The organism is Ensifer adhaerens (assembly GCF_001270265.1).
GTDB classification, from domain to species: Bacteria; Pseudomonadota; Alphaproteobacteria; order Rhizobiales; family Rhizobiaceae; genus Ensifer; species Ensifer adhaerens_B.
Map to the genome: position 1 here is coordinate 173,543 of NZ_LGAP01000008.1, position 23,837 is coordinate 197,379.

Sequence of the window (23,837 nt, forward strand, 5' to 3'; positions counted from 1 at the left end):
GAGTCCATAATTTGCACAGGCGTGGCTCAGACCCTGTGCGTTTGCAGTGTCAGGCGAGCAGCTTTCTGACCGTTGCCTGCAATCGCTCCAGCCCGCCCGGCTGCCAGCCAAGTGCCCGGATCTTCTCGGTATTCATGGCATTGAATGCCGCCAGCGCGGCCGATCCCGGAAGGGCGTGCCTGGATCCGGTAATATGCTGCACCATTGCCAGAATGGCACGATTGTCGACGAGGACATCGGAGACGTTGAAGACGTGGCCCTGTGAGCCATCCAGTGGTGTTTGGAGGGCAAGGCGCACGGCGGCGGCCACATCCTCACCATGCACTTCCGTGCCGGCACGTGGCGCGATGACGCGGCCCGAGAGATAGTCATCGAAAAGCGGCTGCCATTTGTGAGCAGCACCTTCGCCGGGTACGCCGTAGACGCCGGTGACACGCAGGCTCGCAGTCTTGAATGCGGCTGTGCCCAGTGCGTCGAGTTCGTTTTCCGCTTCCAGCTTGAGCGCGCCATAGAGGCTTTCGGGATTGCAGGGCGTCTCTTCAAAGAGGCCTGCTCCCGGCGGCTGTTCGCCATAGACGGCGCGGCTCGACAGGAAGACGCAACGCTTCACGCCCTCATTGCGAGCCGTCTGAAACAGGCGGACGGAGCCATCGAGATTGCTGCGGCGGAACCCTTCCGGATCGTCGCCTTCACCGCCACGATAGCGACCGGCGACATGCTGGAAGGCGGCGTGGACGAAGTGGTCGATGTGCCGGAAGGCGGCACTCTGGTCGATATCCGGATCAAGTGCGAGCGGAACGAAGGCGACCGGCTTCGAAAACAGGGCGGGAGCTGGCGGGGTGCGGCCGCCGACGACCACTTCATATCCGCTCGCCAGCAGATGCTCGACGATGAAGCGTCCGACAAAACCGGTGCCGCCGGAGACAAGGACGCGCGTCATGACTGAGCCGGATTGGCAAGGGTTGCGATGTCAGGGATATCATCGCCCGTGAGGTAGGCGAACCAGAGGTCGATCAACGGTCGAAGCTGCCCGGCGCGCGGGTGGTCCTTCTCCCACGGTTTTTCATATTGGTAGTGCAACACGCCGATCGAAGACCAATCCCAGAGTTCGGGCAGGTTGAACCAGACATATTGCAGCATGTTCATCGTGACCGGCAGGCCATGCCATTCGGGAAAGAAGGCCTGCAGAAAGGTCTGATCGGTGCGAGGCCAGAAGGCGCCGTCCGCATCGAGCCTAGCGAGCATCATCTGGAACGTCGCGATGGAAGGCTCGGCGACGAAGACGCCGGAATTCAGCCGGTGAAAGTCGGCAAGGCCCTCATAGACGTTCGGCGCCGCCGAAAACTCCGGATAGCGAAACAGCCGGTCGATGTTTCTGAGGACGATCGCATCCGCGTCGATGAACACGCAGCTGACATAGTCGGTCAGTTGCCAAAGCCGCAGCTTGCAGAAATTGTCGAGAGGCGAATGAAACGCCGGTTTGCGCCCCTTGGTGAACGGAGCCTTGTCGTGGACGTTGCGGCGAGCGTGGCGCTCGTTGAAGGCATCCGAGAGCGGCAGCAATTCGGTTTCGACCAGGCGGCAGCCGAATTCGGCCAGCGGCGCGAGAGCGTCGGCCGATACGCCCCCGGTGTGGAGAACGACGATGTCGGCCGGCGTGTCCGTGAGGCGGATCGAACGGGCGAGCGCGCGGGCGCCGAGCGCGTAGTCGGCATTGGTGACGAGCGTCACGAATGCATGGTGCGAGGAGGCAGGGGAGGAGGGACTGAGCCCCTCCGGTTTGCTATCGATCGATGTCATGAAACGGATTTCAGCCGCTTGCCCTCGGGCTCGTGGTTGATACGTGTCGCAATATCCTTGGTCCAGGCGGAAACGGCCGGAACGCGCGAACGGTCGACGCGATAGGCGAATTTCCTGGCGACATCGACGATCTCGGAAAGCAAGCCATCTCTGAGAAGGGTCGGGGTGAGGCCGAGCGCCATGAACTTTTCGTTGTGGACGACCAGTTCGTTTTCTGCCGCTTCCTTGCGCGGATTGGGCAGCCAGGCAATCTGCGAACCGGAGATCGCGGCGATCATTTCAGCAAGGTCCCGCACCCGATGGGTTTCCGTCATCTGGTTGAAGATCTCGACACGGCTGCCACGGGCGGGTGGGTTCTTCAGCGCCAGTTCGATGCAGCGCACCGAATCCTGAATGTGGATGAAGGCGCGCGTCTGGCCGCCGGTACCGTGCACCGTCAAGGGATAGCCGATTGCCGCCTGAATAAGGAAGCGGTTCAGCACCGTGCCGTAGTCGCCGTCGTAGTCGAAGCGGTTGATCAGCTGGGCGTGACGACGGGTCTGCTCCGTGTGGGTTCCCCAGACGATGCCCTGGTGCAGGTCGGTGATCCTGAGACTGTCGTTCTTGGCGTAGAACTGGAACAGCAACTGATCCAGGCACTTGGTCATGTGGTAGATCGAACCGGGATTGGAGGGATAGAGGATCTCCTGGCTCACGGTTTCGCCTGATATCGTTTCGATGCCGACGGGCAGGTAGCCCTCGGGGATCGCCGCGCCGACCGTGGAATATCCATAGACGCCCATGGTGCCGAGATGCACCAGATGCGCATCGAGCTCGAGTTCCACCAGCGCATTCAGCAGATTGTGCGTGGCATTGACGTTGTTGTTGACGGTGTAGTTCTTGTGTCGGTCGCTCTTCATCGAATAGGGCGCGGCGCGCTGTTCGGCGAAATGCACGATCGCGTCGGGACGATGTTCCGCCAGCCAGTTCTTCAGCAGATCGTAGTCGCGGGCAAGATCGATCAGGTTGAAATGGATGCGGCGGCCGGTTTCGGCATGCCAGATGCGGGTGCGCTCCTGGATCGAATCCATCGGGGTCAGGGACTGAACGCCGAGCTCCGTGTCGATCCAGCGGCGTGAGAGATTGTCGAGAATATGGATGTCATGGCCGGCGTCGGACAGATGAAGGGCCGTTGGCCAGCCGATGAAACCATCGCCGCCGAGGATCGCAATCTTCATGCACGGATCTCCTGATCAGGAAGGAAAGCTGTGTCACGTGTAGGATAGGTTTGTGACAAAGCTGCAATGCTTGCAAATGCCTTTTTGTTCCTGCACAGGATTTGGGAAATTCTTGTCGGAGTGAAGCATGTCCCTGATCTCGCTTGCAGGCGAACTGACCGAAGACGGCCATCGACTGGTCCAGCGCGTCTATTACGAAGACACCGATTTTTCCGGTGTCGTCTATCACGCCCGCTACCTGCATTTCATGGAACGCGCCCGCACCGATTTCCTGCGGTTGCTCGGCGTCGAGCAGGCGACGCTTGCGATCGAGGGCGATAGCGAAGGCCTCGTCTTCGTCGTGCATCGCATGGAGATCGACTTCAAGGCACCGGCGCGCATGGACGATATCCTGACGATCGGCACGGTCACCGAGAAGGCTGGCGGTGCCAAGATGGTGCTGCTGCAGGAAATCCGCCGCAATGGGCAATTGCTGATCGCTGCCAAGGTGATCATCGCCGTGATCAACGGCCAGGGCCGTCCCCGCCGCCTGCCGGAGGCACTGGCCGCGAAGTTCACGCGGGCAAGGCAAAGCGTCGGCTAGGCCAGCGCTCCCGTTGCAAGCATCGCAGCGACCGTTTCGAAGGGTGCATTTTTTGTTGCCGGAAGGCAGCTCAAAAACGAGCCTGGCCGCTTACTCGGGCAGCGCGTCCAGTATCTTCCTGGTCAGGGACTGCCTGGTGCCGCCAAGCTCGGCCCAGGGTTCCGCACCGCTTTCGATCCGCCCGAGGATATCGGGAATGTGGAAACTGTTGGCCGCGTCGAGGTCGGAAAGCTCGCTCCAGCTGATCGGCGTTGCCACTGGCCCTCCGGCCCGGGCACGGGTCGAATAGGGAGCGATCGCGGTGGCGCCGCGTTCGTTCCTCAGCCAGTCGATGAAGATCCTGCCCTTGCGTTTTGCCTTCGACATGGTGGCAATAAAGTTATCGGAATCGCGATCGGCGAAGCCCTGGGCGAAGGCTTTGGCGAAGCGCTTCGCGTCCTCCCATGGCGCCCGCGGCGTCAGTGGAACGATGACATGCACGCCCTTGCCGCCGGTGACCATCGGAACCGACTGCAGGCCGATGTCGGCGAGAGCGTCGCGAAGGCTGAGTGCGGCTTCCTTGACGGTCGAAAAATCGACGCTCGGGTCTGGATCGAGATCGAACACCAGCCGGTCCGGCGTCTCCAGCTTGTCGACAGGCGATCCCCAGATGTGAAACTCCATGGTTCCCATCTGCACGGCGGCGACAAGGCCTTTGGCCTCGCGCACGTACATGTAGTTCTCGGTGTCGCCGGATGATTCCTTCACCGGTGTCTCGCGGATCTCAGCGGGGAAACCCTCGCTTGCATGCTTCTGGTAAAAGCATTGCCCCCGTCCGCCCTGTGGGCACCGCATCAAAGACAGCAGGTGATCGCTGGCAAATGGCAGCATCTTTTCTGCCACGACCGCGTAGTAGCGGGCGAGATCGAGCTTGGTGATGTCCTGTCCCTCGAACAGAACGCGTTCCGGATGAGTGATGCGAACGCCGAGAACCGCGTCGTCGGCATCCGAGGCCGCCGCCGTGCGGGGCGTTTTGCCCGGTGAGCGCCTTGCGTTGCCGGGCGCACGCTTTGCGCTATCGGCTGTCCGCCCTGCGGCTGGCTTCGGCTCTTTCGCCACCTTCGGTCTTTCCAGTGTCACGGCCTTTGCCTCCTTGTCGCGGCGTAGTCCTTCAAAAGCGCCTTGGCGAATGTGTCCGTCGTGCGTGAATTCGGCGAAGTCGACCTCGGCCACCAGATCCGGCCTGAGCCAGATTGCTTTGCGGGCGATCTCATTCGGCACGGCGGTGAATGGCGATGTCTGGCGCCGGCGTCCGGCAAAGGCGTCTGCAAGCTCACCCATACGCTCTTCGTCGAAACCGGTGCCGACCCGGCCCTGATAGATAAGCTGGCCATCCTCGAACGTTCCGACAAGCAGGGAGGCGAAGGCGCGCCCCTTTTTCGACGAGGGCGAATAGCCGCCGATCACGAACTCCTGGCGTTTGGTGCATTTGATCTTCAGCCAACTGCGCGTGCGCCGGTTCTGATAGGGGGCGTCGGCCAGTTTGGCGATGATGCCCTCCTGTCCGGATTTGCACATGGCGGCAAAGACCTTGGCGCCGTTGCCGTGCACATGCTCGCTATATTGCACGGTGCCGGTCGGCCCCATGGCGTCGAGCAGCGCTTTCAGCTCGCTCTTTCGTTCGACGAGGGGGTTCTTGCGCAGGTCGCGACCGTTCAGTTCCAAGAGATCGAAGGCGTAGAAGCGTGTGTCGTCACCGTGTTTCAGGGCTTTCTGCAGGGTTGAGAACGACGAGCCCTCACCGGAAGCTGCCACGGCCTCGCCGTCGATCAGTGCCGAGCTGCAATCAAGTTCAGCCAGCGTGTTGGCAATCGTGTGAAACTTCTCGCTCCAGTCGAGACCCGTGCGGGTATAACACCGGGCCTCGCCGCCACCGACGGCCACAAGCAGTCGGTACCCGTCGAACTTCACCTCGTTCAGCCACGCGTCGCCATCAGGCGCTTCCGAAACCAGGGTGGCGAGTTGCGGCTTTTGAAAGCGCGGCGGCTTGCCTGGTCGCTTGTGCGCCTTCGGTCTCGGCGCCTCTTTAGCGATTGCCCCAGCCCTCACGTTGGCGGCGGTGCTCTTTTCGGACTGCCAGACGTGTCTTTTGCCTTCGCCCTTTCCGGCGGCAATCTCCGTCATCGTGCGACCGGTGAAGACGCTGGTCGTATTGTTCTCGATCAGGCTCTCGCCGTCTTCGGACGCGACGTCGTCGGTCTCCTTGATCAGTAACCAGTTTTCACGCTTTTCACCCGGCCGGGGCCGCATGCGCGCCAGCGTCCAGCCGCCCTGCATGCGCTCGCCATGCAGGTGAAACTTGAGCTTGCCTTCCTGCAGGCCTTCATCCGGGTCGTTGTCGGGCTCCCACCAGCCGGTGTCCCACAACATGACGGTGCCGCCGCCATACTGTTTTTCCGGGATCGTCCCTTCGAAATCACCGTAGGCCATGGGGTGGTCCTCGGTGCGCACAGCCAGCCGCTTGTCCTCGGGATTGAGGCTCGGTCCGCGCGTGACCGCCCAGCTCTTCAAGACGCCGCCCCATTCCAGGCGAAAATCGTAATGCAGCCGCGTTGCATCGTGCTTCTGCACCAGGAAGCGCTTTTTGCCCTTGCGAGCCGGCGCCGCTTTGCCCTTAGGCTCGCGAGTCTTGGAGAAATCGCGGCGGCGGTTGTATTCGGAGAGGGGGGGCTGGCGGGCAGACATCGGTCACCTCAAGCGGATTTGCGCCGGCGCGCAGGCGACGCTGGTTTTGCGTGCGGTCTCTTGCCGCTGCTTTCCAGGCTCTTCTTCAGGGCCGACATCAGGTCGACGACATTGTCGCCGCCGCGCGGCGGTCGTTCCTCCTCGTCCACCGACACATGCGTGGTCTTGCCCTTCATCTTGCGCTTGACGAGATCCTTCAGCGCGGCAGTGTAGTTGTCCTTGAAGGCTGCAGCGCGCGCGGGACGGCATCAGCGTTCTCCGTTCAGCGGTTTGGCGTTCGAAGCGCTGGCTGCGTCCTGGGCGAGGGCCTGTTCGATGCCTGCTATGTCTTCGCTGGTGATGGCGGGGATCGGGTCGGAAATGATGGCCTGCAGCACCTCGCTCGACAGCACGCCGTTGGCGAGCGCCTCCTCGAGGGCGGCGCGGGTTTCACGCTCGGCTTTCAACTGCGCGTAGAGCGCCAGGATCAGGCGATCGCGCTGATCGAACTGCTGCGGGGCGGACCTCCGGTCGCGCTGTCGTGTCGTTTGCGTCGTCATGGCGGGAAAACGCCCGCCGCCGGGGGAAGTTCCGAGATGCGGCTGCGACCCGAAGTGCGGCCGGAAAGACACAGTCTTGGTAACACTCCCTTAACCATAATGGTGTCTTAATCAGCCCATCAGGATTTGTGCAGTGCACGTCATCCTTTGACCAAAATTGACGGCAAGAAGGCAACCATAGGCTAATAAAGGTCGCGATGGTGCGACCAGCGGCGGCGCCGGGGGCATTCTTGCAACAGGACGTTTGGGCTACCCGGTCACGAGCATGAGCCGCTCTTGCCGGGTGTTTGGATTCGGGGACTGAAAACGATGGAACAGGTTGGATTGGCCGCGGCGAGCGATGTGACCCTCTGGTCGCTGTTCATGCAAGCGGGCTTTGTCGTGAAGCTGGTCATGCTGGGGCTGATTGCAGCGTCGGTCTGGACATGGGCGATCGTCGTCGACAAGACGCTGAACTACGGTCGTGTCCGTCGCCAGCTCGACGGCTTCGAGCAGGTGTTCTGGTCGGGCCAGTCGCTGGAAGAGCTGTACCGCACGCTCTCCGATCGCCAGACCTCGGGCATGGGTGCGATCTTCGTCTCTGCAATGCGCGAGTGGAAGAAGAGCTTCGAGCGCGGCGCGCGTTCGCCGATCGGTCTGCAGATGCGTATCGACCGGGCCATGGACGTGACGCTCGCCCGTGAATCGGAATCGCTGGAAGCGCGCCTCGGCTCGCTCGCGACCATCGGTTCGGCTGCCCCCTTCATCGGTCTTTTTGGTACCGTCGTCGGTATCATGACCTCGTTCCAGGCAATCGCCGGTTCGAAGTCGACCAACCTTGCCGTCGTGGCGCCGGGTATCGCCGAGGCGCTCTTGGCAACGGCCATCGGTCTGCTTGCCGCTATTCCCGCCGTTATCGCCTACAACAAGTTTTCTGCCGACGCCGGCAAGCTGTCGGCGCGCATGGAAGCCTTCGCCGACGAGTTTTCCGCGATCCTGTCGCGGCAGATCGACGAGAAGCTGCAGAACCCGCGCCAGGCCGCGCAATAATCGCCAGAGAGCACGGAGACCACGCTGATGGGTATGTCGGTTGGCGGAGCCAAAGGTTCGGGCGGCGGTCGTCGTCGCCGGGGCGGCAAGAAAGCGATCATGAGCGAAATCAACGTCACGCCCTTCGTGGACGTGATGCTGGTGCTGCTCATCATCTTCATGGTCGCCGCGCCGATGATGACGGTCGGCGTGCCGATCGACCTGCCGGAAACGCAGGCCAAGGCGCTTAATTCCGATACGCAGCCGATCACCGTTTCGGTCAACCCGGCTGGTGAAATCTACCTGCAGGAAACGCCGATCGCGATCGAAGAGGTCGTGCCGAAGCTCGAGGCGATTGCCACCACCGGTTACAACGAACGCATCTATGTGCGTGGCGATACCAATGCCGACTACGGCACGGTGATGAAGGTCATGGCGCGCATCTCGGCTGCCGGGTTCAAGAACCTCGGCCTCGTGACGCTGCAAGAACAGGAAAAGTGATCCTTGGCCATGAAGGGCAGTCTCGCCACATCTGGTCTGCTGCACGCTCTGGTTCTGACCTGGGCGCTGGTTTCGCTCGGCAGCCCGGCTGACTTCGAGGTCGCCGACGTCGAAGCCCTGCCGGTCGATATCGTGCCGATCACGGAGATGACGCAGATCCAGCAGGGCGACAAGAAGGCGCCGGCCAAGGAGAAGGCGTCTCCGGTTCCGACCAAGAAGCCGACCCCGGTCGAGAATGCCGAAAACATCGGCGACAACGACATCGACCTGAAGACGCCGCCGACGCCGAACGTCAAGCCGACGAAGAACGAATCTGCGGCCGCCCCGGAAAAGACCGAGAAGTCGCAGCCGACGCCGGATCCGGTCAAGGAAGAGATCAAGAAGGTCGAGGAGACCAAGCCTGCGTCCGAGCCGGCAACGGAAGTTGCCGCACTGCCGGAGCCCAAGCAGGAGGTGAAGCCGGAAACCAAGCCCGAGCCTGCGCCTGCCGAAGAGAAGCCGGCCGAAAATCCGGAAGCCGAGGCGCTGCCCGAGAAGGTGCCGACCCCGGCGGCGAAGCCGAAGGTCGAAAAGCCGGCTCAGACGGCAAAGACGCCCGACCGCAAGAAGGAAGACACCCCGAAGGAGCAGAAGAAGGCGTCCTCCGCCAAGGAGAGCGACTTCAATGCCGACGAGATCGCGGCCTTGCTCAACAAGCAGGAATCGTCCGGCGGCGGCGCCAAGCGCTCCACGGAGCAAGCAGCTCTGGGCGGCAAGAAGACGACCGGCGGCAACACGCTCTCGCAGAGCGAAATGGATGCGTTGCGCGGGATGATCCAAGGCAACTGGTCGATCATTCCCGGCATGGCTGATGCTGCCGATGTCCGCATCAAGGTCAGTTTCCGCCTTAACCCTGATGGCAGCCTGGCTGGCGATCCGGAGGTCGAGGCGACTGGCGGCTCGGAGGCTGCCCGGCGCGCGCTCGCCAGCGGTGCCAAACGCGCCGTGCTGAAGACGGCGCCCTTCACTGGGCTACCGGCTGACAAATACGATTCGTGGAGCGAGGTCGTGGTCAACTTCGACCCGAGCTCGATGCTCTGAAGATAGTGAGAGGCTGAAAGGCTTTATAGAATGCTGAGACGCACTTTTTTCCGCCTAATGGTCGTGATCCTTGCTGGCTGTGGGCTGATTGCCTCACCTGCAAACGCATTGGTCGAGCTCAACATCAACAAGGGCAATGTCGAGCCGTTGCCGATCGCGATCACCGACTTCCTGCAGGGTGAACTCGGCAAGAAGATCTCCGACGTGGTCGCAGCCGACCTCAAGCGCTCCGGCCTGTTTGCGCCGATCGATCGCGGCGCCTTCATCGAAAAGATCAGCAACCCCGACGCAGCTCCGCGGTTCGAGGACTGGAAGGTCATCAATGCCCAGGCGCTCGTCACCGGTCGCGTGACGCAGGAGGCCGACGGTCGACTGAAGGCCGAATTCCGGCTCTGGGACACGTTTGCGGGCCAGCAGATGACCGGCCAGCAGTTCTTCACCCAGCCGGAGAACTGGCGTCGCGTCGCCCATATCATCGCCGATGCGATCTATGAGCGCATCACGGGCGAAAAGGGCTACTTCGATACACGTGTCGTCTACGTCGCCGAAAGCGGCCCGAAGACCGCCCGCAAGCGCCAGCTTGCGATGATGGACCAGGACGGGGCAAATGCCCGCGCGCTGACGAACTCGAACGATCTCGTCCTGACGCCGCGGTTCTCGCCAAACCGTCAGGAAGTCACCTACATGTCGTTCGAAAACAACCAGCCGCGCGTCTACCTGCTGCAGTTGGAAACCGGACAGCGCGAAGTGGTCGGCAATTTCCCGGGCATGACCTTCTCGCCGCGCTTCTCGCCGGATGGTCAGCGCGTCATCATGAGCCTGCAGCAGGAGGGCAATGCCAACATCTATACGATGGACCTGCGCTCGCGTACGACGACCCGCCTGACGAGCACGGCGGCGATCGATACCGCGCCGTCCTATTCGCCTGACGGCAGCCAGATCGCCTTTGAAAGCGATCGCGGCGGCCGCCAGCAAATCTACGTCATGGGTGCAGATGGCTCCGGCCAGCGCCGCATCTCCTTCGGCGACGGCTCCTACTCGACGCCGGTCTGGTCTCCGCGTGGCGACCTCATCGCCTTCACCAAGCAATCGGGCGGCAAGTTCTCGATCGGCGTGATGAAGACCGACGGTTCGGGTGAGCGTATCCTCACCACGGGCTTCCACAATGAAGGCCCGACCTGGGCGCCGAACGGTCGTGTGCTGATGTTCTTCCGTCAGAATGCCGGTGCCGGCGGACCGCAGCTCTACTCGATCGACCTGACCGGTTACAACGAGCAGGCCGTCCCCACACAGGGCTTTGCCTCCGACCCGGCATGGTCGCCGCGGCTCGAATAGCAGGCTCTCACTTGCGGCGGGGATTGTGGCGACGATGCCGCTTTCTCGCCGCAAAGTGCTGGTCTAGCAGGCGCCGAGCTTAAATTATCGATTTGTTAACCATAACTGTTGAATAGCGATTAACCGCTTCCGGTTACAGTCTGGCAACCGTGAATTCAGACACTTCTCAAGGAGACCGGCGCATGAGCCGAATTGACACCCCGGCCGTAGGCCGCATGCAGACCATCGCTCGCAACCCGGTCATGATCGCACTTGTCATGACCCTTGCCATCGCTGGCTGCGCCTCGAAGAAGAACCTTCCGAACAACGCCAACGAGCTTGGTCTCGGCGGCGCCGGTTCCGCAACGCCGGGCTCGCAGCAGGACTTCACCGTCAATGTCGGCGACCGCATCTTCTTCGATACGGACTCGACCTCGATCCGCGCCGACGCTCAGCAGACGCTCGACCGTCAGGCTCAGTGGCTCGCCAAGTATCCGAACTATGCCGTCACCGTCGAAGGTCATGCCGACGAACGCGGCACCCGCGAATACAACCTGGCACTCGGCGCTCGCCGCGCTGCTTCCACCAAGGACTATCTGATCTCGCGCGGCGTTCCGGCCAACCGCCTGAAGACGATTTCCTACGGCAAGGAAAAGCCGGTTGCCGTTTGCGACGACATCTCGTGCTGGTCGCAGAACCGCCGCGCCGTGACCGTTCTCGGTGGCGCCGGCATGTGATCTTCCGATCACGCATCGCTAAATTATAAGGGCGGCCTTGGGCCGCCCTTTGCTTTTTTACCACACTTTGGCCGAACTCCGTTGCTTTTTCAGGGTAATTGGAAAACTGTGCGGCAATCATCCAGATGAATCGGCGAGATGTATTGCGGGCCCCGATTCCAGGGTGGGAAAACCGGTATTCGAACAGGACAAATGAAATGAAGAAATTTGTCGTGGCTGGACTGCTTGGTCTCGCGGCCCTTTCGGGCCTTGGCCAGACAGCAACTGCCATGCCGCTTTCCGGGCTTTCGGCCCGAACGACACACGCCGACACGGCAGGCACGCACAGTCTTCCCGTCGTGAAGGTTCAAGCGTCCGAGACCACACGGGTCGGCCAACTTGAAGAACAGATCCGCTCGCTCAACGGGCGTATCGAAGAAATGAGCTTCCAGCTTCTGCAGATGCAGGAGCAGATCCGGAAGTTCCAGGAGGACAACGAGTTCCGCTTCCAGGATCTGGAAAGCGGCAAGGCCTCCCCTAAGAAGAGCGGCGCACTGCAGACGCCGAAGTCCAGCGATCAGGCGTCCGTCACCCCGGAGGTGACGGATAGCCAGACGATCGCGCCTGTCGATCCCGGCACCGGCATGGCCGCATCGGGCGCCAATCAGGGCGCAACCGGTGCCGCACCTCCGACGACGCTCGGACAGATTGTCTTTGACGAGAGCGGCAATCCGATTTCGACCACGACCGACGCCCAGCCGGGCGCCAATGCAACGCCTCCCGGTGTCGATACCGGCGTGGCACTTCCGGGCAACGATGGCGGGCTCAACGCCAATCCGGACAGCCAGCAGCAGACAGCAGCGCTCGACAACCCCGGCGACCTCTATCAGTCGGCCTATGGCCACGTGCTTTCCGGCGACTACAGCACCGCCGAGCAGGAATTCCGCGACTATCTCGACGTGTTCCCGCAGGGCGAAAAGGCAGCCGATGCCAGCTTCTGGATGGGCGAGGCGCAGTATTCGCAGGGCAAATACAGCGAAGCCGCCAAGACGTTCCTGAATGCGCACCAGGCGCACGCCAAGTCGCCGAAGGCTCCGGAGATGCTTTTGAAACTCGGCATGTCGCTCGGCGCACTCGACAACAAGGAAACTGCCTGCGCCACCTTGCGCGAGGTGAACAAGCGCTACCCGAAGGCCTCACCGGCCGTGCGCGCAAAGGTGACGAGCGAGCAAAGCCGCTTTGGCTGCTGAGACGCAAGTCAACCTGGCCGTTCTCGAGACGGCGAAACGATTTCTTTCATCCTTCCATCGGCCGGCCCGACTGCTCGTAGCCGTCTCCGGCGGCAGCGATTCCAAAGGATTGCTTCTCGCCCTACACCGGGCGATTGAGGCAACCGGTGACGCCGACCTTTCCCTTGTTGCCTGCACAGTCGACCATGCCCTGAGACCCGCCTCGGCCGATGAAGCGGAGGCCGTGGCCGGCTTCTGCGCCAGCCTTGGCATCGCGCATGTCACCAAACGCTGGCATGGCCCAAAACCCTCAGCCGGAATTCAGGCCGCCGCGCGCGAAAAGCGCTATCAGCTGCTGGCGAGCGCTGCCGATGATCTTGGCGCCAATTGCATCGTCACCGGACATACGCTCGACGACCAGCGCGAGACGATCCTGATGCGGTCCGAGCGCGGGCAGGGACCCGGCGGCGCAGGCATGGCCGACGAAACGCTCTACGACAGACGCTTCTGGGTGTTGCGCCCGTTCCTCGGCCAGCGTCGCGCCGACATCCGGGCATTTCTTACCGCCGAGGGCGTCGGCTGGTTCGACGATCCGAGCAACGTCAATATGCGTTTCGAGCGGGTGCGAACCCGCGAGCGCCTCGCTGACGCAGATGATGAAGCGGTTGCCACATGGGACGCGGCTTCCCGGGCCCGCTCGTCGGTGAGGGCGGCCGCCTGGCTCGAGCTTCACGCTCGCGTTCACGAAAAATTGGTCGTAAGCGTTGCCGATGCTGCTGTCGCCGGATGTGTCGACGCCGACTGCCGGCGCGCGCTTCTGGCGATGGCGACTGTCGTCGGCGGTCGGACGCATCCCTTGGCCGCGGACACGGTCACACGACTGGTGGCGTTCCTTGAACGCGGCGAACCGGGGCGGCTGACCGCTGGGCGGGTGGTGTTCGACAGGCGCGCGACCGGCCTTTACCTCTATCGCGAGGCACGCGATCTGCCGCTTCTGGTGCTGAGGCCCGGCGAAGCCGGCATCTGGGATGGCCGCTTTACGGTTGGAAATGTCGGAAGTGGCATGGTGCAGATAAGCGCCGTTGGCGATAGCGGCCTGCAACAGGAGAGACTTATTGCCGCAGGACTGCCACCGGGCGTTGCCAAGCGGGCGTCGTTTTCCGCGCCTCATGTTGTATCCACTGACGACAATTGCATCGCGGAAGCCCACGTTGAGCCTCGCATTGGCCCCTACGACACCTTTTTGCCGGGTTTTGACCTGATCATGGCAGACATGATTGCCGGATTGTTCGGGCGTCAGCCCTATGTTCGGTCGCTGTTGACAGAAATGGAACGGTAGTTGGCGGTTTGCCTTGGCAAGGCGCCGCCAGAACCCTATGTTAGGGGCAAGAAAGCGGCCCGGCGAAATGTGCGGGTCGTGACAGGTTCCGGGGAGTTCGATGAACCCTAATTTTCGTAATTTTGCCCTCTGGGCAATCATAGCGCTTTTGCTGATCGCGCTGTTTAGCATGTTTCAGCAGCCGACCGAGCGCACCGGCTCGCGCGAGATTCCGTTCTCGCAGTTCCTCAAGGACGTTGATGCGAGCCGCGTCAAGGAAGTCGTGATCACCGGTTCCAAGGTTATCGGCAGCTATTCTGAAAGCGGCGCGACATTCCAGACCTATGCGCCTTCGGTCGACACGGCGCTCACCGAGCGCCTGGAAGCCAAGGACGTGACGGTGACCGTTCGTCCGGAAACCGACGGCTCCTCCGGGTTCCTGAGCTATATCGGCACGCTGCTGCCGATGCTTTTGATCCTCGGCGTTTGGCTGTTTTTCATGCGCCAGATGCAGGGTGGTTCGCGTGGAGCCATGGGCTTCGGCAAATCCAAGGCCAAGCTCCTGACGGAAGCGCATGGCCGCGTGACTTTTGACGACGTCGCCGGTGTCGACGAAGCCAAGCAGGATCTGGAAGAAATCGTCGAATTCCTGCGCGACCCGCAGAAGTTCCAGCGTCTGGGCGGACGTATTCCGCGCGGTGTGCTGCTCGTCGGTCCTCCCGGTACCGGTAAGACGCTGCTTGCCCGCTCGGTTGCCGGCGAAGCCAACGTTCCGTTCTTCACCATTTCCGGTTCGGACTTCGTTGAAATGTTCGTCGGCGTCGGTGCAAGCCGCGTGCGTGACATGTTCGAGCAGGCCAAGAAGAATGCGCCCTGCATCATCTTCATCGACGAAATCGACGCGGTCGGTCGCCATCGTGGTGCCGGTCTCGGCGGCGGCAACGATGAACGCGAGCAGACGCTCAACCAGTTGCTGGTCGAGATGGATGGCTTTGAAGCCAACGAAGGCATCATCCTGATCGCGGCGACCAACCGTCCTGATGTTCTCGACCCCGCACTTCTGCGTCCGGGCCGTTTCGACCGCCAGGTCGTCGTGCCGAACCCCGATATCAACGGCCGCGAGCGCATCCTCAAGGTGCACGTTCGCAACGTGCCGCTGGCGCCGAATGTCGACCTCAAGGTTCTGGCCCGTGGCACGCCCGGCTTCTCCGGTGCCGACCTGATGAACCTCGTCAACGAGGCGGCCCTGATGGCTGCGCGCCGCAACAAGCGTGTCGTCACGATGCTCGAGTTTGAAGACGCCAAGGACAAGATCATGATGGGTGCGGAGCGCCGCTCCTCCGCCATGACCGAAGCCGAGAAGAAGCTGACCGCCTATCACGAAGCCGGTCACGCCATCTTGGCGCTGAACGTTCCTTCGGCCGATCCGCTGCACAAGGCGACGATCATTCCGCGCGGACGGGCACTGGGCATGGTGATGCAGCTGCCGGAAGGCGACCGCTATTCGATGAGCTACAAGTGGATGGTCTCGCGGCTTGCCATCATGATGGGTGGACGCGTCGCCGAAGAACTGACCTTCGGCAAGGAGAACATCACCTCCGGCGCATCGTCCGACATCGAGCAGGCGACCAAGCTCGCTCGCGCGATGGTGACGCAATGGGGCTTCTCCGACCAGCTCGGTCAGGTTTCCTATGGCGAGAACCAGCAGGAAATCTTCCTTGGCCATTCGGTGGCGCAGCAGAAGAACGTTTCGGAAGCGACCGCCCAGAAGATCGACAACGAAATCCGTCGTCTGATCGATGAGGCCTATGAAACCGCGCGCACGATCCTGACCGAGCAGAACCACGAGTTCGTGGCGCTGGCGGAAGGGTTGCTCGAATACGAAACGCTGACCGGCGACGAGATCAAGGCGCTTATCCGCGGCGAGAAGCCGGCGCGCGACCTTGGCGACGACACCCCGCCGCATCGCGGCTCCGCCGTGCCTTCGGCCGGCGTGAAGAAAGAGGGCTCGTCGGGCAGCAAGGGCGAAGAATCCGAAGGTGGGTTCGAGCCGCAGCCGCAATAACGGCTTTGGTTTCAGTCTCTGATTACAAAAGCCGCCGCGCCACAAGGTGCGGCGGCTTTCTGTTGCCACGGCGCAGGATTGCACTTGGTAACGCGATGTAATGATTTCTGATGCTATCGTCGCTGCCGTTTGCATTGGTTTTGTGTCAAAGAAGAATCGAAATGCTCTCGGCCTTTGCTTTGCTGTCAAAGTCGCGGGGAGCAACGGCGGCAGCCGGAATGATATGAGGTCTGGTCGATGAAACCCAGTCGCGGAGCGCGCAGACAGGCGAAGCAGGCAAAGCCGGCATTGACCCAGCAGAACGATGGAGTTCTTATGAAGCGCAAGTATTTCGGCACGGATGGTATCCGCGGCCAATCCAACATTTTTCCGATGACGCCGGATCTCGCCATGCGGGTCGGCATCGCCGTGGGTACCATCTTCCGCAATGGCGCCCACCGCCACCGCGTGGTGATCGGCAAGGACACGCGTCTTTCCGGCTATATGCTCGAAAACGCCATGGTCGCCGGTTTCACGGCGGCAGGTCTCGACGTGTTCCTGCTCGGACCGATCCCGACGCCCGGCGTTGCCATGCTGACGCGCTCGCTGCGCGCGGATATCGGCGTGATGATCTCGGCATCGCACAATCCGTTCCAGGACAATGGCATCAAGCTGTTCGGCCCTGACGGCTACAAGCTCTCCGACGATATCGAAGCCAAGATCGAAGCGTTGCTCGATCAGGATCTGTCGGGGCAACTCGCCAAGGCCGAAGACATCGGCCGCGCAAAACGCGTCGACGGCGACATCTACCGTTATCTCGAACATGCCAAGCGCACTCTGCCGCGCGATGTCACCCTTCAGGGTCTGCGGATCGCCATCGATTGTGCCAATGGCGCCGCCTACAAGGTTGCACCCCAGGCGCTTTGGGAGCTCGGCGCCGAAGTGGTGACGATCGGGACCGAGCCGAATGGCGTCAACATCAACCTCGATTGCGGCTCGACCCATCCGGCAGCGCTTTCCAGGAAAGTGCACGAGGTGCGCGCCGATATCGGCATTGCGCTCGACGGAGACGCCGACCGGGTTCTGATCGTCGACGAAAACGGTACCGTCATCGACGGTGACCAGCTGATGGCTGTTATCGCCGACAGCTGGGCCGAGGATGGCACGCTGCGTGGCGGTGCGATCGCGGCAACGGTCATGTCCAACCTGGGTCTGGAGCGTTACCTCAAGGGCCGTGGCATCGAGCTGCGCCGCACCAAGGTCGGCGACCGCTACGTTGTCGAACAGATGCGCCAGGATGGCCTGAATGTCGGTGGTGAGCAGTCCGGCCACATCGTTCTGTCGGACTTCGGCACGACCGGTGATGGTCTCGTGGCCGCCCTGCAGATCCTTGCGGTGGTCAAGCGCCTGGGCAAGCCGGTGAGCGAGATTTGCCATCGTTTCGAGCCGGTGCCGCAGGTGTTGAAGAACGTGCGGGTTTCGGCCGGCAAGCCGCTCGAGGACGCAGCCGTACGCCAGGCGATCGCCGATGCTGAAGCCGAGCTTGCCAAGTCCGGCCGCCTGCTGATCCGTCCGTCAGGCACGGAACCGTTGATCCGGGTGATGGCCGAGGGAGATGACCGCAGCCAGGTCGAGCGGATCGTCGACGGGCTGATCAACGTCATCGGCAGCGCGCGCAACGCTGCCTAAAGCGCGTCGCGATCTCTAGGATTCGCTTGCTGCGCTTTAAGCTCTTGTTTTTGCGCATGTTGTTATCACAAAACCGCTGCGCAACTTTGCGCAACAGGCTTTGAAGCACACATCCAGCAGTTTCCTCCAGGGCCGGTGCAAATCACCGGCCTTTTCTTTGTTCGTCAAAGAACAACATGCAACAGCTTGGAGTATTAACGTTCGTTAATGCACACGGTAAACTTTTGTAGTTAATCGGAGCTTAACCTTTCTCCCTCATTATCCATAACCAACGTCGGGATTTGGACGCCATTTTCGTGGTGAACCAAGCAATGGAATGTATTGGAGTGGGGCCATGAAGAGAATTTTGAGTGGCGTTGTTGCAGTGTTGCTCAGCGGCACGGCAGCCTATGCCGCGGATGTCTATCAACCGCCTATCGAAGCACCGGTGGTCGAACAGCCCGTCGAGGTCGTTCAAGCCAGCGGCTGGTATTTGCGCGGCGACGTCGGTTATGCCTGGAACGATCTGCGCGGCGCGCATTACTTTCAGGGGTCGAACGGCTTCATCAAGGATTTCGATTCGGCCGATATCGATGACTCCTGGGTTATCGGCGGCGGTGTCGGTTATCAGATCAACAACTACCTGCGCACCGATGTCACGCTTGACTATTGGGGCGGCGGCGACTTCGAGGGTTCGACCACCGGGTCGTGCGGCGTTGCCGCCAACTGCGTGTCGACCGACATTTCCTCGGTTTCCGCCTGGAGCCTGATGGCCAACGTCTATGTCGACATCGGCACCTATGGCGCCTTCACCCCTTACGTCGGTGCCGGTATCGGTGGCACGCGTGTGAAATGGGACGGTCTGCGCAACACCAGTTGCGAAGTCGGCAACCCCGGCAACTGCGACCCGACGGTCAACCACGGCGGCAAGGACAGCTGGCGCTTCACCTACGCCCTCATGGCCGGTACCGCGATCGACCTGACCTGCAACCTGAAGGCCGATGTCGGCTATCGCTTCCGCGACGTCGATGGCGGCGACATGTTCGGATACGCCCAGAGTGGTGGTCCGGGCTACGACAAGGGCTTCTACATCCACGAGGCGCGCGCCGGCCTGCGCTACTCCTTCGGCAATGTCTGCGAGGTTCCTTACGAGCCGCCGCCGGAGCCGATCGTCTACAAGTAAGGAATACTACTGAGAATCATGAAGGCCGCCCTTGGGCGGCCTTTGTCGTTTCGCCCAAAGCTTTGCGCAAATCCTAACGGGCATGGTTAACCGCGAGTTAACCTCCGTCTGCAATAGTTAACGCTGAACGAAGCAACTGATGGGTGGATCCCGTTCGGTGACGGCAATTGCAGCGAAAGGGCATGGGCATGGAATGGCGAAACGGGATCTGCGGAGCCACGTTCGGTATTGGCCTGCTTGCCTCAGGTTCTGCGCTTGCCGCAGACGAGACCCTGATCGATGCTCCCGAAATCACCATTGCCCAGGAAGCAACCGGCAGCAGCGGCCTCTATCTGCGCGGTGACATCGGTTACAGCGGCTGGCGCGACGAGGGCGATCCCTACTACCGTACCTTCGACGCGGGAACCGGCAGCTACAGCAATGTCCCGTTCGACGGTGCACGCTTCGACAAACCGCTTTCGGGCACGATCGGCCTCGGCTACCAGATCACCGACACCTTCCGCGCTGACCTCACGGCCGATTACTTCGAGGGTCGTTTCGACGGCTCGTCGCTTGTGGCCAGCCCCTGCGCGGGGCAGGGTGCCGGCACATCCTGTGCCTTCTCAACGACGGCCGATTTTTCCGCACTGGGCTTGATGGCGAACGCCTATGTCGATTTCGGAACGCTGGCAGGCTTCACGCCCTATGTCGGGGCCGGCATCGGCGCGACCAATTTGCGTTGGAACACCGCCTTTGCGAGCGAGAGCTGCGTTGCCGGTGGCGGCGCTTGCGCCGGTGCTCCGACGGCAACCTCGTTTGAGGGCCACGACAGCTGGCGCTTCACCTATGCGCTGATGGCCGGCGTCTCCTACGATCTCAGTGATCGCTTGAAGCTCGATGTCGGCTACCGCTATTCGCATATCGGCGACGGCGAGATGTTCGGCTTCGGTGCCGAGGCGCTTGCCGGTGCAAGCGGCGCAAAGGGCTTCGACGACGGGCTTTCCCGTCACGAGATCAGAGCGGGCCTTCGGTTCTCGTTCTGGTAACAATCGGTCGGTGGGTATGGCTCTGCCTTTGCTGATCTTGCCTGCGACGCCATAAATTTTCTCGATTGCGACACAAGTCGCTTGACTTCCTTCCGGACCCGCAATATTTCCGACGGCGGGACACCCTTCCCCAACGAAGGGCTATCTATCTGGAAGGATAGCACATGACGAAGCCTGCCAAGCCGGACATCCGTCCGAACAACACCCATTTTTCTTCTGGCCCTTGCTCGAAGCGCCCCGGTTGGTCGCTCGACGCTCTGTCCGATGCTCCGCTCGGTCGTTCGCACCGCGCCAAGGTCGGCAAGACGAAGCTCAAGCAGGCCATCGATCTTACCCGTGACATTCTTGAAGTGCCGGCCGATTACCGCATCGGCATCGTGCCCGCTTCCGATACCGGCGCCGTCGAAATGGCGCTCTGGTCGATGCTCGGCCAGCGTGGCGTCGACATGGTCGCCTGGGAAAGCTTTGGCGCCGGCTGGGTGACCGACGTGGTCAAGCAGCTGAAGCTTGCCGATGTGCGCAAGTTCGAAGCCGGCTACGGCGAACTTCCCGACCTCTCCAAGGTCGATTTCGACCGTGACGTCGTCTTCACCTGGAACGGCACGACCTCCGGCGTGCGCGTTCCGAACGCCGACTTCATTCCGACCGACCGCAAGGGCCTGACCATTTGCGATGCGACGTCTGCCGCCTTTGCGCAGAACCTCGATTTCGCCAAGCTCGATGTCGTCACCTTCTCCTGGCAGAAGGTTCTCGGCGGCGAGGGTGCACATGGCGTCATCATTCTTTCGCCGCGCGCCGTCGAACGCCTGCTGACGTACGTGCCGGCCTGGCCGCTGCCGAAGATCTTCCGCATGACGTCGGGCGGCAAGCTGATCGAAGGCATCTTCACAGGCGAGACCATCAACACGCCGTCGATGCTCTGCGTCGAAGACTATATCGACGCGCTCGTCTGGGCTGAGAAGGTCGGCGGGCTCAAGGGCCTGATGGCGCGTGCCGACGCCAATGCCAAGGTGATCTTCGACTTCGTTGCAGCCAACGGCTGGATCGCCAATCTGGCGGTCAAGGACGAGACCCGCTCCAATACCTCGGTCTGCCTGAAGATCGTCGACGCCGACGTCGCCGCCCTTGATGCGGACGGACAGGCAGCCTTTGCCAAGGGCGTTGTTGCCCTCCTCGAAAAGGAAGGTGTCGCGTTCGACATCGGCCATTATCGCGATGCACCGTCCGGTCTCAGGATCTGGGCCGGTGCCACGATCGAGGCATCCGACATGGCAGCGCTGATGCCGTGGCTGACCTGGGCATTTGAGACCCAGAAGGCGACGCTGTCGCAGGCCGCGGCCTAGCCTAAGCGTTCTGCTTCGCTCCCGATGGGGAGCGAAGCCCTTGTACCGCATTCCCGTTCAGACCTGACCTTTTCAAGGAGGCCATCATGGCACCTCGCGTTCTCGTATCCGACGAACTGTCGGAAACCGCCGTCCAGATCTTCCGCGACCGCGGCGTTGAAGTCGACTTCCAGCCGAAGCTCGGCAAGGACAAGGACAAGCTTGCCGAAATCATCGGCAATTATGACGGCCTTGCCATCCGCTCGGCCACCAAGGCGACCGAGAAGCTGATCGCGGCTGCGACCAATCTCAAGGTCATCGGCCGCGCCGGCATCGGCGTCGACAATGTCGATATCCCGGCCGCCTCGCGCCGCGGTATCATCGTCATGAACACGCCTTTCGGCAATTCGATCACCACGGCCGAACACGCGATCGCCCTGCTCTTTGCCGTTGCTCGCCAGCTTCCGGCCGCCGACACCTCGACGCAGGCCGGTAAGTGGGAGAAGTCCCGCTTCATGGGTGTCGAAATCACCGGCAAGACGCTCGGTGTCATCGGCGCCGGCAATATCGGCTCGATCGTCTGCTCGCGCGCCATCGGCCTCAAGATGCACGTGCTCGCCTACGACCCGTTCCTGTCGAAGGAGCGCGCCGAGGAAATGGGCGTCACCAAGGTCGAGCTCGACGAGCTGCTGGTCGCGGCTGACTTCATCACCCTGCATGTGCCGCTGACGGACAGGACCCGCAGCATCCTCAATGCCGAAGCACTGGCCAAGACCAAGCCGGGCGTGCGCATCATCAACTGCGCTCGCGGTGGTCTCGTCGACGAGAAGGCGCTGGCGGACGCGATCAAGTCCGGCCATGTCGCCGGCGCCGGCTTCGACGTGTTCGAGGTCGAGCCTGCGACCGAGAGCCCGCTCTTCGGCCTGCCGAACGTCGTCTGCACGCCGCATCTCGGTGCTTCGACCACGGAAGCGCAGGAGAACGTTGCGCTGCAGGTTGCCGAACAGATGTCGGACTACCTCGTCAAGGGTGCCGTCTCCAACGCGATCAACATGCCCTCGATCACAGCCGAAGAAGCGCCGATCCTAAAACCCTTCATTCGGCTTGCCGACGTGCTTGGCGCCTTCGTCGGCCAGGTGACCGAAAGCGCGATCAAGGAAATCGAGATCCTTTACGACGGCGCGACCGCGTCGATGAACACCAAAGCGCTGACCAGCGCCGTGCTCGCCGGCCTCATCCGGCCGCAGGTTGCCGACGTCAACATGGTTTCGGCTCCGATCATGATCAAGGAAAAGGGCGTCATCCTTTCCGAGGTCAAGCGCGACAAGACCGGCGTCTTCGACGGCTACATCAAGTTGACGGTCAAGACCGCCAACCAGACCCGCTCGGTCGCCGGAACGGTGTTCTCGGACGGCAAGCCGCGCTTCATCCAGATCAAGGGCATCAACCTTGACGCGGATGTCGGCAGCCATATGGTCTACATCACCAACACCGACGTTCCGGGGATGATCGGCTTCATCGGCATGACGCTCGGCGATGCGGGCGTCAACATTGCCAACTTCCAGCTCGGGCGCGAGAAGGAAGCCGGCGACGCGATCGCGCTGCTCTATGTCGACGGCCCGGTTTCCGAGGTCGTACTCGACAAGCTGCGCGCCAATGCCGCAATCCGCCAGGCAAAGCCGCTGGTGTTCAACATCGATTGATCATCGGGGCGCCACCGCGTCCAACTGGCGCAAATCGGCCATGATTTTCATGCCTGTGCGCCAGCGAATGGTCCGCTTTGCGAAAGCGGGCCAACGGTTAAATTCGAAGACTACCAGGAACGCATCGGGACAAACCGGTGCGTTCTTTCGGTTTGAAATGTTGATGGCAGCGATGGCAAGACAGACATTCCGCTGGCGCGAAGCCAGCCTTCCCGATCTCGTTTCGGTCTCTGAAATTCAGCTGGTGGTCCATGAGGCGTTCCCCGAGGACGACGACGTGCTTGCCGACCGGCTGGAGTTGAGCCCTGAGGGCTGTTTCATGCTGGAGGTCGGCGGCGTTGCCCAGGGCTATGTGCTGAGCCATCCCTGGGTCAGGCGGGCGCCGCCCTCGCTGAACTCGATGCTGGGAGAGATCCCTGAAGCCGCCGACACCTGGTACATTCACGATCTGGCGCTGTTGCCGGAGACGCGCGGATCCGGGGCAGGGGGCAATGTCGTGCCGCTGCTTGCCGATATCGCCCGCTCTGAAGGCTATCGCTCGATGTCGCTGGTCTCGGTCAACGGCTCGCGCGGCTTCTGGGAGCGGCAAGGGTTTTCTGTCCGCATGGATGATCAACTCGCGAAGAAGCTCGCCAGTTACGGCGAGGATGCGGTCTACATGGAACGCGCGCTCGCCTGAAACAGCAATGGCGCCGGCTTGGCCGGTGCCGTTGTGTTTGGTCGACCTATTGGGCCTTAGGTCGTGTGGACACTTACCTGATCCAGAGGACGATGGCTGCGATTGTGACGACGGCTCGGTAGTTTTGTGCCGTTTTCTCGTAGCGCGTGGCTACTCTGCGGAACTGCTTGAGTTTTGAGAAGCA

General features: G+C 61.8%; 21 protein-coding genes and 1 pseudogene. 15 read left to right on the plus strand and 7 right to left on the minus strand.

Annotation, left to right across the window (positions count from 1 at the left end; all coding sequences use genetic code 11):
* Positions 1 to 49 precede the first annotated feature (49 nt).
* From AC244_RS15245 to AC244_RS15255, 3 genes are read right to left on the minus strand one after another with little or no spacing between them, the layout of a single operon-like run.
* Complete coding sequence (locus AC244_RS15245; RefSeq protein ID WP_053249660.1) at positions 50 to 940, minus strand: NAD-dependent epimerase/dehydratase family protein; 891 nt, start codon at positions 938 to 940, stop codon at positions 50 to 52.
* On the minus strand, positions 937 to 1,800 hold the full coding sequence (locus tag AC244_RS15250; RefSeq protein ID WP_053249661.1) for a glycosyltransferase: 864 nt from the start codon (positions 1,798 to 1,800) through the stop codon (positions 937 to 939). The genes AC244_RS15245 and AC244_RS15250 overlap by 4 nt, the downstream gene beginning before the upstream one ends.
* Positions 1,797 to 3,017, minus strand: coding sequence for an NAD-dependent epimerase/dehydratase family protein (locus tag AC244_RS15255; protein WP_053249662.1), 1,221 nt, complete (start codon positions 3,015 to 3,017; stop codon positions 1,797 to 1,799). The genes AC244_RS15250 and AC244_RS15255 overlap by 4 nt, the downstream gene beginning before the upstream one ends.
* Before the next feature lie 127 nt (positions 3,018 to 3,144).
* Here AC244_RS15255 and ybgC point away from each other — a divergent pair, with 127 nt between their 5' ends.
* Complete coding sequence (ybgC, locus tag AC244_RS15260) at positions 3,145 to 3,600, plus strand: tol-pal system-associated acyl-CoA thioesterase (protein ID WP_053249663.1); 456 nt, start codon at positions 3,145 to 3,147, stop codon at positions 3,598 to 3,600.
* 90 nt (positions 3,601 to 3,690) lie between these two features.
* Here the strand turns inward: ybgC and ligD are convergent, their stop codons facing one another.
* The 3 genes from ligD to AC244_RS15270 form a co-directional block, all read right to left on the minus strand.
* Entirely contained in the window at positions 3,691 to 6,324 is a 2,634-nt protein-coding gene (gene ligD, locus AC244_RS15265; RefSeq protein WP_053249664.1) for a DNA ligase D, read from the minus strand.
* An 8-nt stretch (positions 6,325 to 6,332) separates the two neighbouring features.
* Positions 6,333 to 6,500, minus strand: coding sequence for a hypothetical protein (locus tag AC244_RS37160; RefSeq protein WP_161807871.1), 168 nt, complete (start codon positions 6,498 to 6,500; stop codon positions 6,333 to 6,335).
* 72 nt (positions 6,501 to 6,572) lie between these two features.
* The gene (locus AC244_RS15270; RefSeq protein ID WP_053249665.1) at positions 6,573 to 6,863 is read right to left on the minus strand and encodes a hypothetical protein; all 291 of its coding nucleotides are present in this window, start codon (positions 6,861 to 6,863) and stop codon (positions 6,573 to 6,575) included.
* A gap of 309 nt (positions 6,864 to 7,172) precedes the next feature.
* On the opposite strand from AC244_RS15270, the gene tolQ reads away from it, so the two are divergent.
* The 14 genes from tolQ to AC244_RS15340 all read left to right on the plus strand — a co-directional run bounded on the left by tolQ (position 7,173) and on the right by AC244_RS15340 (position 23,653).
* Positions 7,173 to 7,892 (plus strand): protein TolQ, encoded by a 720-nt coding sequence (gene tolQ / locus AC244_RS15275; RefSeq protein ID WP_053249666.1) that lies wholly within the window; start codon positions 7,173 to 7,175, stop codon positions 7,890 to 7,892.
* A 27-nt stretch (positions 7,893 to 7,919) separates the two neighbouring features.
* Positions 7,920 to 8,372, plus strand: a complete 453-nt coding sequence (gene tolR, locus AC244_RS15280; protein ID WP_053249667.1) for a protein TolR — start codon at positions 7,920 to 7,922, stop codon at positions 8,370 to 8,372.
* Positions 8,373 to 8,381: 9 nt separating this feature from the next.
* Positions 8,382 to 9,452 carry a cell envelope integrity protein TolA gene (locus AC244_RS15285; protein WP_053249668.1) on the plus strand — a complete coding sequence of 357 codons (1,071 nt, stop codon included), beginning with the start codon at positions 8,382 to 8,384 and terminating at the stop codon, positions 9,450 to 9,452.
* Between the two features lie 30 nt (positions 9,453 to 9,482).
* On the plus strand, positions 9,483 to 10,787 hold the full coding sequence (gene tolB / locus AC244_RS15290) for a Tol-Pal system beta propeller repeat protein TolB (protein ID WP_053249669.1): 1,305 nt from the start codon (positions 9,483 to 9,485) through the stop codon (positions 10,785 to 10,787).
* Between the two features lie 182 nt (positions 10,788 to 10,969).
* Complete coding sequence (pal, locus tag AC244_RS15295) at positions 10,970 to 11,503, plus strand: peptidoglycan-associated lipoprotein Pal (protein WP_053249670.1); 534 nt, start codon at positions 10,970 to 10,972, stop codon at positions 11,501 to 11,503.
* Positions 11,504 to 11,700: 197 nt separating this feature from the next.
* Entirely contained in the window at positions 11,701 to 12,732 is a 1,032-nt protein-coding gene (gene ybgF, locus AC244_RS15300; RefSeq protein ID WP_053249671.1) for a tol-pal system protein YbgF, read from the plus strand.
* On the plus strand, positions 12,722 to 14,050 hold the full coding sequence (gene tilS / locus AC244_RS15305; RefSeq protein WP_152975964.1) for a tRNA lysidine(34) synthetase TilS: 1,329 nt from the start codon (positions 12,722 to 12,724) through the stop codon (positions 14,048 to 14,050). Before ybgF ends, tilS begins: the two co-directional genes overlap by 11 nt.
* A 100-nt stretch (positions 14,051 to 14,150) precedes the next feature.
* Positions 14,151 to 16,094, plus strand: a complete 1,944-nt coding sequence (gene ftsH, locus AC244_RS15310) for an ATP-dependent zinc metalloprotease FtsH (protein WP_053249672.1) — start codon at positions 14,151 to 14,153, stop codon at positions 16,092 to 16,094.
* 315 nt (positions 16,095 to 16,409) lie between these two features.
* Positions 16,410 to 17,762: a phosphoglucosamine mutase gene (gene glmM / locus AC244_RS15315; RefSeq protein WP_053249673.1), complete on the plus strand. Its 1,353-nt coding sequence runs from the start codon at positions 16,410 to 16,412 to the stop codon at positions 17,760 to 17,762.
* Positions 17,763 to 18,096: 334 nt separating this feature from the next.
* Positions 18,097 to 18,924, plus strand: coding sequence for an outer membrane protein (locus AC244_RS15320; protein ID WP_053249674.1), 828 nt, complete (start codon positions 18,097 to 18,099; stop codon positions 18,922 to 18,924).
* Between the two features lie 188 nt (positions 18,925 to 19,112).
* Positions 19,113 to 19,949: an outer membrane protein gene (locus AC244_RS15325; protein WP_053249699.1), complete on the plus strand. Its 837-nt coding sequence runs from the start codon at positions 19,113 to 19,115 to the stop codon at positions 19,947 to 19,949.
* Positions 19,950 to 20,113: 164 nt separating this feature from the next.
* Entirely contained in the window at positions 20,114 to 21,292 is a 1,179-nt protein-coding gene (locus AC244_RS15330; RefSeq protein WP_053249675.1) for a phosphoserine transaminase, read from the plus strand.
* Between the two features lie 86 nt (positions 21,293 to 21,378).
* A complete protein-coding gene (gene serA / locus AC244_RS15335; protein ID WP_053249676.1) occupies positions 21,379 to 22,974 on the plus strand; it encodes a phosphoglycerate dehydrogenase in 1,596 nt (531 codons plus the stop codon).
* A 172-nt stretch (positions 22,975 to 23,146) separates the two neighbouring features.
* Positions 23,147 to 23,653 (plus strand): GNAT family N-acetyltransferase, encoded by a 507-nt coding sequence (locus AC244_RS15340; protein ID WP_053249700.1) that lies wholly within the window; start codon positions 23,147 to 23,149, stop codon positions 23,651 to 23,653.
* 73 nt (positions 23,654 to 23,726) lie between these two features.
* Here AC244_RS15340 and AC244_RS35265 read toward each other — a convergent pair.
* Positions 23,727 to 23,837: pseudogene (locus AC244_RS35265) on the minus strand (IS5/IS1182 family transposase); the annotation flags it as partial.